The sequence below is a fragment of the Olivibacter sp. LS-1 genome (assembly GCF_008245145.1).
Classification (GTDB): Bacteria; Bacteroidota; Bacteroidia; order Sphingobacteriales; family Sphingobacteriaceae; genus Olivibacter; species Olivibacter oleidegradans.
This window is the reverse complement of sequence record NZ_CP041643.1, coordinates 2,038,418-2,051,804: the sequence shown is the minus strand read 5'-3', so window position 1 is coordinate 2,051,804 and position 13,387 is coordinate 2,038,418. Positions and strand designations below refer to the sequence as shown.

Genomic DNA, 13,387 nt, shown 5'->3' with positions numbered 1-13,387 from the left:
AGGCGCGGATGTGAGTATCTCCAGCACAAACTGATGCGTATAACGTATTACTTAGAACTTAAAACCCATACTGTTTAGAACATTTCCAAATAAGGCCTTAAGTCCTAAAGATATACATTTCATCTCTTTTTTTTGTAAATTCGCCTCGCTTTAATAGCTGATAATGAGTGCAGCAAAGCAATTTAGCTGGGTTTGTTGCTCCACAACAGCCCCTAAAGCATTGTAAAATCCAAATAAAACATTTATAAAATGGCATTTGACATTGAAATGATCAAAGCGGTTTACGGACGCTACGAGAGCCGTATAGCAGCAGCCCGCAAAGTTGTCGGTAAACCTCTTACTTTAACTGAGAAAATTTTATATGCCCATCTTTGGGATGGTGAAGCAAATGAGGCTTATGGCCGTGGAAAATCTTATGTAGATTTTGCCCCGGATCGTGTAGCAATGCAGGATGCAACGGCACAGATGGCCTTACTTCAATTTATGCAGGCTGGCCGGCCACAAGTAGCCGTTCCTTCGACTGTACATTGTGATCACTTAATCCAGGCCAAAGTTGGTGCAGAAACTGATTTGGCAGTAGCAACCGATCAAAACAAAGAGGTTTATGATTTCTTAGCCTCGGTGTCAAATAAATATGGTATCGGATTTTGGAAACCGGGAGCAGGTATCATTCACCAGGTCGTATTAGAAAATTATGCGTTTCCCGGTGGTATGATGATCGGAACAGATTCGCACACACCAAATGCGGGCGGTTTAGGTATGATTGCTATTGGCGTCGGCGGTGCTGATGCTTGCGATGTAATGGCCGGGCTCCCTTGGGAGCTAAAATTCCCTAAACTGATCGGTGTAAAATTAACCGGCAAATTAAGTGGCTGGACAGCAGCAAAAGACGTTATATTAAAAGTTGCAGGCATTTTAACTGTAAAAGGTGGAACCGGTGCCATTGTGGAGTATTTCGGAGAGGGTGCGCGTTCTTTATCGGCAACGGGTAAAGGCACTATTTGTAATATGGGTGCAGAAATTGGTGCTACAACCTCGATTTTCGGTTATGACGAAAAATCGGAGGCCTATTTACGTGGTACCGATCGTGCCGATATAGCTGATTTAGCAAATGGCATTAAAGAACACCTTACAGGTGACGCTGAGGTGTATGCAAATCCCGAACAATATTTCGATCAGGTAATTGAAATTAACCTTTCCGAATTGGAGCCTCATATCAACGGTCCTTTCACGCCTGATTTGGCTTGGCCTATTTCAAAATTTGCAACTGCTGTTAAAGAAAACGGTTGGCCCGAAAAATTGGAAGTAGGCTTAATCGGTTCTTGTACAAACTCATCTTACGAAGACATCAGCCGCGCAGCTTCATTGGCACAACAAGCAGTAGAGAAGAATTTAGTTGCTAAATCAGAATACACGGTTACGCCAGGCTCGGAACAAGTTCGCTATACCGTTGAGCGTGATGGTTTCTTAGAAACTTTCGATAAAATTGGCGGTGTTGTTTTAGCCAACGCTTGCGGACCTTGTATTGGTCAATGGGCTCGCCATGGTGCTGAAAAGAAGGAAAGGAATTCGATTATCACTTCTTTCAACCGTAACTTTGCGAAACGTGCCGATGGGAATCCGAATACACATTCCTTTGTAGCTTCTCCTGAAATTGTGACGGCTTTGGCCATATCAGGATCGCTATTGTTCAATCCTTTAACGGACACACTGACAAACGAAAAAGGTGAGCAAGTTAAATTGGACGAGCCACAAGGCCTTGAGCTACCGGTTAAAGGTTTTGCTGTTGAAGATGCCGGGTATCAAGCCCCTGCCGAGGATGGTAGCCAGGTTCAGGTAATCGTAAGTCCAACATCGGATCGCTTACAACTGCTTGAACCATTTAAAGCATGGGAAGGTACAGACCTTACCGGCTTAAAGCTGCTTATCAAAGCAAAAGGTAAATGTACGACGGACCATATTTCAATGGCAGGACCATGGTTAAAATACCGTGGGCACTTAGACAATATTTCAAATAATATGTTGATAGGAGCTATCAACTATTTCAATGACTCCGCTGATAATGTTAAAAATCAGTTAACAGGGTCATATGGTCCAGTTCCTGCGACACAACGTGCATACAAAGCGGCTGGAATAAACACAATCGTTGTAGGAGACGAAAACTATGGAGAAGGCTCTTCCAGAGAACACGCGGCCATGGAACCTCGTCATCTCGGTGTTCGTGTGATATTGGTCAAATCCTTCGCCCGTATTCATGAGACAAATCTTAAAAAGCAGGGCATGTTGGCATTAACCTTCAACAATCCTGCTGATTATGATTTAATCAAGGAGGACGATACGATTGATATTATCGGTCTAACTGATTTTACTCCTGATAAACAATTAACTGTTGTATTGCATCATACAGACGGAAGTGAAGATCGCATTCAGGTGAATCACACGTACAATGCACAGCAAATAGAGTGGTTCAAAGCCGGTGGTGCTTTGAATATTATTCGCAAGAATCAAGCTCAACAGGCTTAAAAAAAATAAAGGTGCTCTTTGGGGAGCACCTTTATTTTTTTTGCTATAAGCGATTAGCTTTCGGATATCAGCTGTCAGCTTTCAGTGGTGACCGACCGTAGGAAGCTCACGAGTACCGAAAAAAGCAAACACTTACAAATAATTGGCTCATAGGCCAATTAACTACTTTCCTACTCAACCATTTCCCTACTCAACAACTTAACGTCTCAACCACTTCCCCATGCTCCCTCCTTAACGACTCGTCTTTTAACTAAAATTTCACATAAAATTAATCCACAGCTCATACGTGATTCCAAACTTTGGTAAAAACACGTTTACGACCATGGAAAGCTTCAAAATTGAAATCACTGACAATCAATATTTGATACGTTTACAGCGATCTGAATTTGACCTAAACTCGCTTTATACTTTATTGAAAAGTCTAGGTGCGGAAATACCATTTAGAAATTACCGTGTAGATTTAGATGATGACATGATTAAAAGTCATCGAAATGATGAGGACTTTGGCGATCGCTTTGACTATTTATTGGATAAATAGTCGTTTAAACGCATAATATTTTTTCATTTTTTTATTAGACCCCAAAAAAGAGAAAAAAAAGCGAGAATGAGCTGTCAGGTCGTTTTTTTTCAAAAAAGAAGCTTTTAATAAACTAGTTTTTTCAGCCATTGTTAAAATCTATTTGCATTATTAGAAAATATTGATTTATATTTATACCGAATCGGAGAACTTAAACTTAAAGATTTGACAATGGGAGATTTTGACAACAAAGAACGGGAAGAAGTTTTTTCAAAAAAGGTTAGAGCAGGAAAGCGCACCTATTTTTTTGACGTGAAGGCCACGAGATCGAATGATTACTATGTAACCATTACAGAAAGTAAAAAAAGACTGGAAGACGGCGTGTTTGTAAAACATAAGATTTTCTTGTACAAAGAAGACTTTGAAAAGTTTGCCGAAGGACTTAATGAAACTGTTGACTATATTAAGGCCCATCAAGAAGTAGTTGAAAAACGTTATGAGTTCAGTGAAAATGGCATAACAGCTGACGCTAAAAAGGATGACGATTTTTCGTTCTAAAGACTGCTTAATTGACTGAAATCAATTAAGAGCCTCAACCATTTGAGGCTTTTTTTGTTTACCAAGCATAACCATTAATCTTATATATTTATGCGCTGGAAAGGCAGAAGAGAAAGTGACAACTTCGAAGATCGAAGAGGTATGTCCGGAAGAGGTTTAGCAGTTGGTGGCGGAATCGGGGCGATAGTCATTGCGCTAATCGTCAGTTTTTTAGGAGGTGATCCCGGACAGGTGTTGCAACAGTTACAAACTGCTGCGCCGCAACAGGAACAACCCGTAGAAATCAGTGAAGAAGAAAAAGAGTTAACATCCTTTGTCAGGACGGTTTTAGCTAGCACTGAAGATGTCTGGAGTCATCTTTTTGAGCAAGAAGGCGCTGCCTATCAAACGCCTACTTTAGTCGTGTTCCGCGACCAAACTGCTACTGAATGCGGCGCAGGCATGACCGCTATGGGACCTTTCTACTGCCCTGCCGATCAAAAACTCTTTATTGACCTAAGTTTCAACGATGAACTAAAAAACCGGTTCGGTGCTCCGGGAGAATTTGCAATGGCCTACGTTATTGCCCATGAAGTTGGCCATCATATACAGCATTTGAATGGCACAATGAATAAGGTGCAACAAATGCGTACCCGTTTAAGTGAGAAGGAGTATAATAAATTATCCGTTAAGCTAGAACTACAAGCGGATTTTTTAGCCGGTGTATGGGCACATCATGCCAATAAGTTAGAACAGCTACTCGAGGAAGGTGACATTGAGGCTGGCTTACAAGCGGCCAATGCAATAGGAGATGATAAGCTTCAAATGCAGGCTCAGGGTCAGATTGTTCCCGACGCTTTTACACACGGGACATCAGCGCAAAGAGTTTACTGGTTTAAAAAAGGTTATCAAACAGGGGATGTTAACCAGGGAGATACTTTTAATAACGATCGGTAGAGCTTCCCGCGCCCTAAATGTCATTTTTTTAAAAGGGGTTAAGACTAAAGTCGGACTTTGATTCTATCTATTTCTTCTATAAAGACTAGTGGCCAACGAGAACCAAGCTCAGCGAAGGTAAGAAGCAAATTTATCCTGTATACGTACCGTTTTCATGCATATAAAAATAAATTTGTCTAAGTTTGCGGGAGGATCGCATGGATATTTCTCGCATTTGAGAATAGCCTCGACCAGTCAGGGTGATAATTACGATTTAAAATCACACATTCAGCAAATCAAATTGTTCAATTTACATGACTCAAGATAGCCGTTCAAGCAAGTTTATTCCCGCCTTTCCTGCCATGTTGAAAGGAAAATGTCCACGTTGTAGACAGGGCAATATGTTCAAGAGCTTTTTCTCCAATACCATGTATGAAGAATGCGGCCATTGTGGTTTAACTTTTGAACGCAACCCAGGCTACTTTTATACAGCCATGTACGTTACCTACGTATTTAATGTAGCAGAAATAGTAACGCTTGGAATAGCGACGTTCGTTTTATCCGGCGGATCCGACAATCCCTGGCTATATGTTGGCATAATCATTCCGGGAATTTTGCTTTTGGCTCCTCTCAACTATCGATACTCGCGCATTATACAAATGTATTGGTTAGATCCGACGCTCAAATATAGACCGGATTTATCAGGAAATAAAAACGATCAGACACCCGCATAAAAAACAGCACCTATTGGCTTTTTCGAATATTCCTGCGTGCCAAGCCTAAAACAAGCGCGACAATGGCAAGCACCAATAGTATGTAAATCAAGTTTCCCACGGCATATACAAAAGTACCCAAAGCCCACCCAATCAACAATATAATAGCAATAATATAAAATAACGCTCTCATAATATCCTGTCTAATACAAGAACAACCATTTAAGTATATCTTTTGTTTTCCGGCATCGGTCATCACAATAAATCAATTCGCATATCCACATTCATTTCTCCCTTACCGTCAACTATGTTTTTATGTTCATTGAATGACGAACAGCCTTTCGGTCATTGCATATGAGACCAATTTTATCTATTTTTGCAAATAAAATAGAATAATTCCATTAGCTTGAGGCAATTACGAGGATTAGCAGGGAAAAAGAAAAAAACAAGGTTTTATACGCTCAACCAAACAGATTTCTAATGCAACAATCTATATTATTAAGTGGTCTAAAGTTTCAAATCACCATTCAACGTCTTTGCCAACAGTTAATTGAAAATCATCATGACTTCAAGAATTCAGTGATCATCGGTATCCAACCGAGGGGCATTTACTTGGCAAAACGGATACGGGAAGAACTACAAAGAATATTACAGATCGACTCCATTTTATTCGGTGAGCTTGATATTACTTTCTATCGGGATGATTTTCGTCGCAAAGAAAACGGTCCGCTAGTTCCTAACAGTACAAACATAAATTTTGTGATCGAGAACAAAAAAGTCATCCTGATCGACGATGTACTGTGGACAGGCCGGACGATCCGATCTTCGTTAGATGCCATACAAGCTTTTGGCCGCCCTGAAAAGGTGGAATTACTGGTACTTGTTGATCGCAGATTTTCAAGACATCTGCCCATTCAGCCAGACTATATTGGCATTCAAGTGGATTCCATTAATTCGCAACGGGTCATTGTTAACTGGCACGAAACGGACACGCAAGACCAAATCATCCTTCTAACAGAAGAAAACAATTAGAAATTTTTGATTGCATATACAATGGCAGAAACAGCACAACAGCTAAGCACCAAACACTTATTAGGCATAAAAGACTTGTCCGCAGAAGATATCCACCTGATATTGGACACAGCAGCCACTTTTAAGGATGTCATCAACCGCCCAATCAAAAAGGTACCTTCATTACGTGATATTACAATTGCCAATGTCTTTTTTGAGAACTCGACACGCACCAGACTGTCCTTTGAGCTCGCCGAAAAACGTCTGTCGGCAGATGTCATCAACTTTGCGGCTTCTTCTTCTTCAGTCAGCAAAGGCGAAACACTCATTGACACGGTAAATAACATCTTGGCAATGAAGGTAGATATGATTGTTATGCGACACCCTTATCCCGGTGCAGGCGTTTTTTTAAGTAAACATGTCGATGCCCAAATTATAAATGCAGGAGATGGAGCACACGAGCATCCAACACAAGCCTTGCTCGATGCGTTTTCTATAAGAGAGCAATATGGCGATGTTGCCGGAAAAAAAGTAGCCATTATTGGCGATATCTTACATTCAAGGGTCGCCCTTTCCAATATTTTATGCTTACAAAAGCTCGGGGCCGAAGTACTGGTATGCGGTCCTACAACGCTTATTCCTAAATATATTACTTCGCTGGGCGTTAAAGTGGAGCATGACCTGCTCAAGGCGCTTCACTGGTGCGACGTAGCCAATATGTTACGAATTCAGCTGGAGCGTCAGGATATCAATTATTTCCCCTCTTTAAGAGAATATTCGATGCTGTATGGTTTGAATAAAACGATACTTGAATCCTTAGATAAAAAGATAACCATCATGCACCCCGGACCGATTAATCGTGGTGTAGAAATTACAAGTGATGTGGCCGACAGCCAACATTCGATTATTCTGGATCAGGTTCAAAATGGCGTAGCAGTGAGAATGGCTGTATTGTACCTCCTTGCCGGAAAACGTGTTTAAGGAAGCATCAATCAAAAATATTTATCGTACACATTATTTCACAATTATTGCCGTTATAGTAAGAGGTTATTAACATTTGTTAAGTAATAGTGTACAAAACTTCATAACATCCCATTAATTTAGCATAAAAAGAATTTGAACAACATGTTTAATAAATTCACTCGTATTAGTCTAGCACTTAGTCTTTTCGCCAGCAGTGCCCTCGCCCAACAAAGTGCTTGGCAATCTCTTAACCAAGCTTATAAAACAGGTATGGAGCTGTACGAAAGGGGAAAATATGCTTCGGCTTATAACCAGCTTGGTAAAGTTGAAACCATTCGTACCAATACGACTATACAACAAGATGAAAGTGACCAAATTTCATTACTGAAAGAAAATGCACGTTTTTATCAAGCGGTTTGTGCGCTTGAATTAGGCAATCACGATGCCGAAGGCCTATTTCTAAAATTCATAAAAGATCATCCAACAAGTGCCAATACGAAAGCGGCCTACTTTCAGGTAGGACGATCCTATTTTGCAAAAAAGAATTATCCGAAAGCGATTGAATGGTTCAAGAAATTAGACGGTGGAAATCTAAGCGGTTCCGAAAACACCGAATATCGCTTCAAATTGGGTTATTCGCTCTTTATGACAGAAGATTATAAAGCAGCAAAACCCTTATTTGAGCGCCTAAAGGAAGAAAGAGGCCAATATCAAGAGGCTTCCATCTACTATTATGCTTATCTGTCCTACCTGGATGCGGAATATAAAATCGCATTAAAAGAATTTGAGCGTTTAAAGGGATCAAAAGCATACGAGAACAGCTATCCATACTACATCGCGGCGCTCTACTTCCTCGACAAACGTTATGATGATGTTCTTTCTTATATACTGCCCATTTTAGAAAGAACTAAACAAGAGAACGAAACAGAGATCTTCCGTATCGTAGGTGCCACCTACTTTGCCAAGAACGACTTAGCCAAGGCGAAAGAATACTATGACAAATTTCAAGCCCAAGATCAAGGGAAGACCCAAAATAATCAAGATGATTATCAGATAGGATATATTGCCTACAAGAATGGCAATTATGAGAAAGCTATTAAAGAACTGGAAAAGTTAACGGAACCGGACGCTTATTTCCAAAGCGGAATGATCATTTTAGGGGATTCCTTTTTAAAATTAGGCAACAAAGAGAGTGCTCGTAATGCTTTTTTCAGAGCATCGAAACTTGATTTTGATCCTTCCATGAAAGAGCAGGGACTGCTGAATTACGCTAAGTTGTCTTATGAGCTGGAATTTCACCAAGTAGCCTTAGACGCCACCCAAGAGTACTTGAAAACCTACCCACGTTCTAAAAACCTCGACGAGGCGAAAACGTTGCTGGCAGAGGTTTTATTGAGTACAAAGAATTATCGATCGGCAGTGGATATCCTGGAATCCATTCCGAAAAGGACCAAAGAGGCAAATGCCGCTTATCAAAAAGTGACTTACTTCCGCGGTTTGGAATATTACAATGAGCGGGCTTTTGAAAATGCCATTTCGATCTTTATGCGTTCTGAACAGAACCCATACGATCCGGAACTCCTAGCTTTAGCAACCTATTGGAAAGCGGAAGCGATGTACGAAGTCAGAAAATACGGTGAAGCCACAACAAATTTCAGCAAGTTTCTGCAGTATCCGGCAGCAAAAAACACAGACGTTTATAATTACGCCAATTATGCACTTGCTTATGCGGCCTTCCGTAACGATAATTATCGTACTTCTGCCAACTATTTTGCTAAATTTCTAAATAGTGGAGAGCCCATTGAGCTGAATACAAGAAATGATGCCATTGCGCGTTTAGGCGATTCATATTTTATGTTGAAGGATTATGGTAATGCGATGGAGCAGTACAATAAGCTCATGAGTACAAAAGCTAAAACACAGGATTATGCTTTGTTTCAGAGTGGTATTATCAGGGGCCTACAGGGCGACGCCGATGGCAAGATCAGTATTATGACGGATTTATTGGCGCGATATCCCAATTCCAACTATGCAGACGACGCAAACTTTGAGATACCCTATACTTTTTTCCTTAAGGGAGAAAATGAAATAGCGATTCAAGGTTTACAGGATATGATTGAGAAATATCCACGCAGTAGCTACGTGCCGAGAGCACTTGTCACCATTGGTTTGGTTCAGTACAATAGCGACAACAACGACGCTGCGGTCAGAACCTTTCAACGAGTAGTTGAACAATATCCAACAACAGAAGAAGCAAAACAGGCGTTAAAGTCGATACAGAATATCTATATTGATAAAGGGGATGCGCAAGGATTCTTGGATTATGCCGGCACAACGGCCATTGGTGATTTGTCGACGGCTGAACAAGACAATATTACTTTTCAAGTAGCAAACAATTACTTCTCCAGAGGTGATTATCAAGCAGCTATTGAAGCAGTGAATGCCTATTTCGATAAATTTCCGAAACCGATACAGGAAAAATTTGCACGTTTCATCCGCGCGGAAAGTTTGTACAAAACCGGGCATCCGCAAGAAGCTCTGCATGACTTTAACATTATTTTGAACGATTGGACAAGTGCCTACACAGAACGAACCTTATTGAGTGTGTCCAATTTATACCTTGATCAAAAGAAATATAACGAGGCGATTGCACCACTGAAAAAATTAGAGCTTACTGCTGAGTATAAATCGCACTATAACTTTGCCATCAATAACCTGATGGTAGCCTATTTCAATATTCATGACTTTGACAATACGCTTATGTATGCGCGATATGTGAAGGAATATGAAAAGTCTTCTGTTGAGGATAAGGCAAAAGCAGATCTTTATGCTGCAAAAGCGCATATGTTAAAAGGCGACTTAAGCACTGCCCGAAAGGAATTAAATCAGGCGGTAGCCAACAGCCAAACGATTGTCGGTGCAGAAGCAAAATACAATATCGGTAAGTTACAATATGAAGCTGGCGAATATAAAGCCGCTCAGGAAACCGCTTTCGATTTAATTAAGAATATGCCGTCTTATGACTACTGGGTTGCGAAAAGCTTTATTTTATTAGCCGACTGCTATACAAAACTAAAAGATGAATTCCAGGCGAAAAGTACATTACAGAGTATTATCGAGAATTACGAAGGTAAAGATGATATCATTCCTACAGCAAAAGAACGTTTAGAAAAATTAACCGGAAAAAAAATAGATACTAAGAAAATAACAGATAGTGTAAAAACAGAAAGCGATTCTACTGCGGTAGACAGTACGGAAACTGACAGTACTACTTTAGATTCATCCGCGGTTGAGAAACAAGCTTTATAAATAAGTTCATTCATACTATCTAAATAACGAAATACCATGATATTGAATTCTTCAATGTTAAAATATACATTACTAATCGGCTTAGGTTTTTGTTCCTTCGTTACGTTTGCGCAAGAAGAAGAGCAAGTACCGCAAGAGGAAGCCAAAGGAAATTTAGGGGAAATTGAAGTTGTTCGGGACTACAAACCTATTTTGGCTGATGCGGTAAAAATCAGACAAAGTCCCGACCTCACGAATAATCGTAAATACCTGTCTAAACTTAACTATTCTGTTTTCGACAGAAAACTAGATATCAATACGGGAACACATCGCTTAGAAATACAACAATTGCCTGCGATGCGACCAGATATATTAACCAATAACTACGCGAAAATAGGGGCCGGAAACTTTAACACCCTCTTAGGGGAGGTCTACATTAGTAACGGTGAAGATCAAGCACTTCAAGTAGGCGGTTTTGCAAAACACCTCAGTCAAAAAGGATCGGATTACGAGGGGCAGAATTTTAGCGAGCAAAAAATCGGGTTATTCGGAAGAAGTATCTTAGACAGAATAACGTTGAATGGAGAAATCGGCTTTAATCGTTATGCAACGCGATATTATGGTTTTGTTCCCCTTCAGCCGGAATTAAACACCGACCCTACGAAGCAGCATTATAACGACCTTTACCTTAAAGGAGAATTGAACAGTAATTATGAGGATAACGAAGAGTTGTTAAGCTATTCGCTTAAAGTAGATGGATACCTGTTCGGCAATGCTTTCTCAACGAAAGAAAATTCCTTTGCCCTCAGTGCCAACATCAACAAAAAAGTTAACGCTTTTAATGTGGGGGCGAATGTTTCGGGAGATTTTACCAGTCTCAAGAGTAATGACTTAAGCTTAGGAAATCATATCGCCCGTTTGAATTCCTATATCCGTTTTCAGGGAAAGAATTATAAATTGACCTTGGGAGCTACTTTAGTAAGCGAATTTGGCGGGGAAGAGAATAGAAACAATATTTTCCCAACTGTCGACTTTGATTTCGCCTTAGTGCCAGAATATGCGAGCATATATGCCGGTGTGAAGGGAGATGTGGTTAAAACCTCATTCCGGTCATTAGCTAATGAAAACCCTTTTCTTACGGAAAGCCCTTTCCTGGACACAACAAGCAATAGCCTAGTTGTACGTAATATGTTGGAAAAACTGCACGTTTTTGGAGGATTAAAAGGCAATGCCGGCGCTACCTTTGGTTATAAAGTTGGCGTCTTTTACAAACAAATCAGCGACCTGCCTTTTTACGCTATTCAGCCTAATTCACCTTCAAGATATGATATCATATACGATCGTGGAGAAAAGAATAAAGTCTTTGGTTTAGAAGGAGATATTAACGTCCGCGTATCTGAAGCGGTCAGCTTAGGCGGTAATTTATTGTTTAACGAGTATGATTTGGAAAATGAAGCTGAAGCTTGGTATATTCCAAAATTGCGCCTCGCTGCTAATACTCGGATCAATATCAGCAAAAAGGTATACATAGATGGCGAGCTTTTCTTCAACGATGCGATGAAAGCTAAAAGTTATCAACAATATGCCGGTGTAAGCGGTACAGATCCAAATGCACCTGTTACTGTATCCATGCCATCGTTTGTTGATATTAGTGCCGGATTGGAATACCGCGCTACAAAGCAGATTGGCGTATACGTCAGGGGAAATAATTTACTAAACAAAGGTTATGAACGCTTCTTATACTACCCACGCTTAGGCTTTAATATAATAGGCGGTGTAAACGTTTCGTTTTAATTGTTAAGCTTTCTAAATTTGCCGACTCAAACGAAAGAAGGAATGTTTAATTTAGGCCAATACTTGCATCAACTCTTACTTATACATCCACAAGTCGGGGTACCGGGTATTGGTGTTTTTACCAAAGCGCGCATTGCAGCTCGATACGATGAGCAATTAGAAAAGTTTTTGCCTCCTACAAGCAGCTATTCGCTCATTCCTCACGCAACGACCGATAATTACCTAGTTGACTATGTTGCTAAATCCATGCACTTATCCAATGAGGAAGCAATTGACGTTGTCGATAAAACAGTAAATCGTTTGCTGACTGATATTGACGAACAGGGTGAAGCGAAGTTAGAGCCAATAGGTTATCTAAAGCAAATGGATGGAACGTATACGTTGGTTTCAAAAGAACTTCAATCGTTTTGGGGCTTACAGCCGGTGGATGATTATAAAGAAGAGTCTTTACCGGAAGAATTACCGGCTGTACAGGAACAGCCCGATACGATACTACAAGAACCTGCGATTCCTACTGAGCCGGAACAGCCTGAAATTAGCTATGAGACCGTAGCGAACCAAAGGGAAACGAATAATAATGTTTGGCTTTGGGTAGTAACCGGCATTATCGCTATCGGGCTAGCTGCATTTTTATTCTGGAAGCGTCAGGAGCCCGGTATTCCGCCGCATCAAAACGAAATTAACGTTGCCTTGAAAGATACAACGAATGGCTCAGCAAACACAGCAAAGGACACATCCACTAACCTACCAGATACAACGACAACCGGCCTTCCGGCCGACTCTTTAGCCGATTCGCTGAATCAGCGTGTATCTAAAGAGGAAAAAGAGCCGCTTGTACGAAAGGCATCAAAAGAAAAACCGTTTTCAATTGTAATCGGCTCGTTTAAAACCATGAAATTAGCGATTGAACAAGCAAAATATTTTAGAACGATCGGTATTAATGCATTTGTCCTGGAAAGCAATATGCCCAATAATAGAAAAAAGATATGTTATGGGTCCTATCCAACTAAAGAGGCTGCAAAGGAGCAATTGGAAAAAGTTAGGAACGAGATAACGAAAGAAGCATATATATATCCCTAGTGTATAAATGCCGGGAATAAATTTT

The 13,387-nt window shown here is 40.4% G+C and carries 11 protein-coding genes; 10 read left to right on the top strand and 1 reads right to left on the bottom strand.

Features of this window, described 5'->3' with window-relative positions:
* Positions 1 to 249: 249 nt before the first annotated feature.
* The 5 genes from FKG96_RS08220 (at position 250) to FKG96_RS08200 (ending at position 5,247) form a co-directional block, all read left to right on the top strand.
* A complete protein-coding gene (locus FKG96_RS08220) occupies positions 250 to 2,523 on the top strand; it encodes an aconitate hydratase (protein ID WP_013665513.1) in 2,274 nt (757 codons plus the stop codon).
* Positions 2,524 to 2,845: 322 nt separating this feature from the next.
* On the top strand, positions 2,846 to 3,061 hold the full coding sequence (locus tag FKG96_RS08215; RefSeq protein ID WP_013665512.1) for a hypothetical protein: 216 nt from the start codon (positions 2,846 to 2,848) through the stop codon (positions 3,059 to 3,061).
* Between the two features lie 210 nt (positions 3,062 to 3,271).
* The gene (locus FKG96_RS08210) at positions 3,272 to 3,598 is read left to right on the top strand and encodes a DUF3276 family protein (RefSeq protein ID WP_013665511.1); all 327 of its coding nucleotides are present in this window, start codon (positions 3,272 to 3,274) and stop codon (positions 3,596 to 3,598) included.
* A gap of 90 nt (positions 3,599 to 3,688) precedes the next feature.
* Positions 3,689 to 4,534: a neutral zinc metallopeptidase gene (locus tag FKG96_RS08205; RefSeq protein WP_013665510.1), complete on the top strand. Its 846-nt coding sequence runs from the start codon at positions 3,689 to 3,691 to the stop codon at positions 4,532 to 4,534.
* Positions 4,535 to 4,827: 293 nt separating this feature from the next.
* Positions 4,828 to 5,247 carry a DUF983 domain-containing protein gene (locus tag FKG96_RS08200; RefSeq protein WP_013665509.1) on the top strand — a complete coding sequence of 140 codons (420 nt, stop codon included), beginning with the start codon at positions 4,828 to 4,830 and terminating at the stop codon, positions 5,245 to 5,247.
* A 10-nt stretch (positions 5,248 to 5,257) separates the two neighbouring features.
* On the opposite strand, the gene FKG96_RS08195 is transcribed toward FKG96_RS08200, so the two are convergent.
* The gene (locus tag FKG96_RS08195; protein ID WP_130856384.1) at positions 5,258 to 5,419 is read right to left on the bottom strand and encodes a lmo0937 family membrane protein; all 162 of its coding nucleotides are present in this window, start codon (positions 5,417 to 5,419) and stop codon (positions 5,258 to 5,260) included.
* A 287-nt stretch (positions 5,420 to 5,706) separates the two neighbouring features.
* Here FKG96_RS08195 and pyrR point away from each other — a divergent pair, with 287 nt between their 5' ends.
* The 5 genes from pyrR (at position 5,707) to FKG96_RS08170 (ending at position 13,362) form a co-directional block, all read left to right on the top strand.
* Positions 5,707 to 6,258 carry a bifunctional pyr operon transcriptional regulator/uracil phosphoribosyltransferase PyrR gene (pyrR, locus tag FKG96_RS08190; RefSeq protein WP_130856383.1) on the top strand — a complete coding sequence of 184 codons (552 nt, stop codon included), beginning with the start codon at positions 5,707 to 5,709 and terminating at the stop codon, positions 6,256 to 6,258.
* 21 nt (positions 6,259 to 6,279) lie between these two features.
* Positions 6,280 to 7,218, top strand: a complete 939-nt coding sequence (locus FKG96_RS08185; RefSeq protein WP_013665507.1) for an aspartate carbamoyltransferase catalytic subunit — start codon at positions 6,280 to 6,282, stop codon at positions 7,216 to 7,218.
* A 144-nt stretch (positions 7,219 to 7,362) separates the two neighbouring features.
* A complete protein-coding gene (locus FKG96_RS08180; RefSeq protein ID WP_149105310.1) occupies positions 7,363 to 10,509 on the top strand; it encodes a tetratricopeptide repeat protein in 3,147 nt (1,048 codons plus the stop codon).
* 54 nt (positions 10,510 to 10,563) lie between these two features.
* Positions 10,564 to 12,282, top strand: coding sequence for a hypothetical protein (locus FKG96_RS08175; RefSeq protein WP_246860252.1), 1,719 nt, complete (start codon positions 10,564 to 10,566; stop codon positions 12,280 to 12,282).
* Positions 12,283 to 12,324: 42 nt separating this feature from the next.
* The gene (locus FKG96_RS08170; protein WP_130856380.1) at positions 12,325 to 13,362 is read left to right on the top strand and encodes an HU-CCDC81 and SPOR domain-containing protein; all 1,038 of its coding nucleotides are present in this window, start codon (positions 12,325 to 12,327) and stop codon (positions 13,360 to 13,362) included.
* Positions 13,363 to 13,387 lie beyond the last annotated feature (25 nt).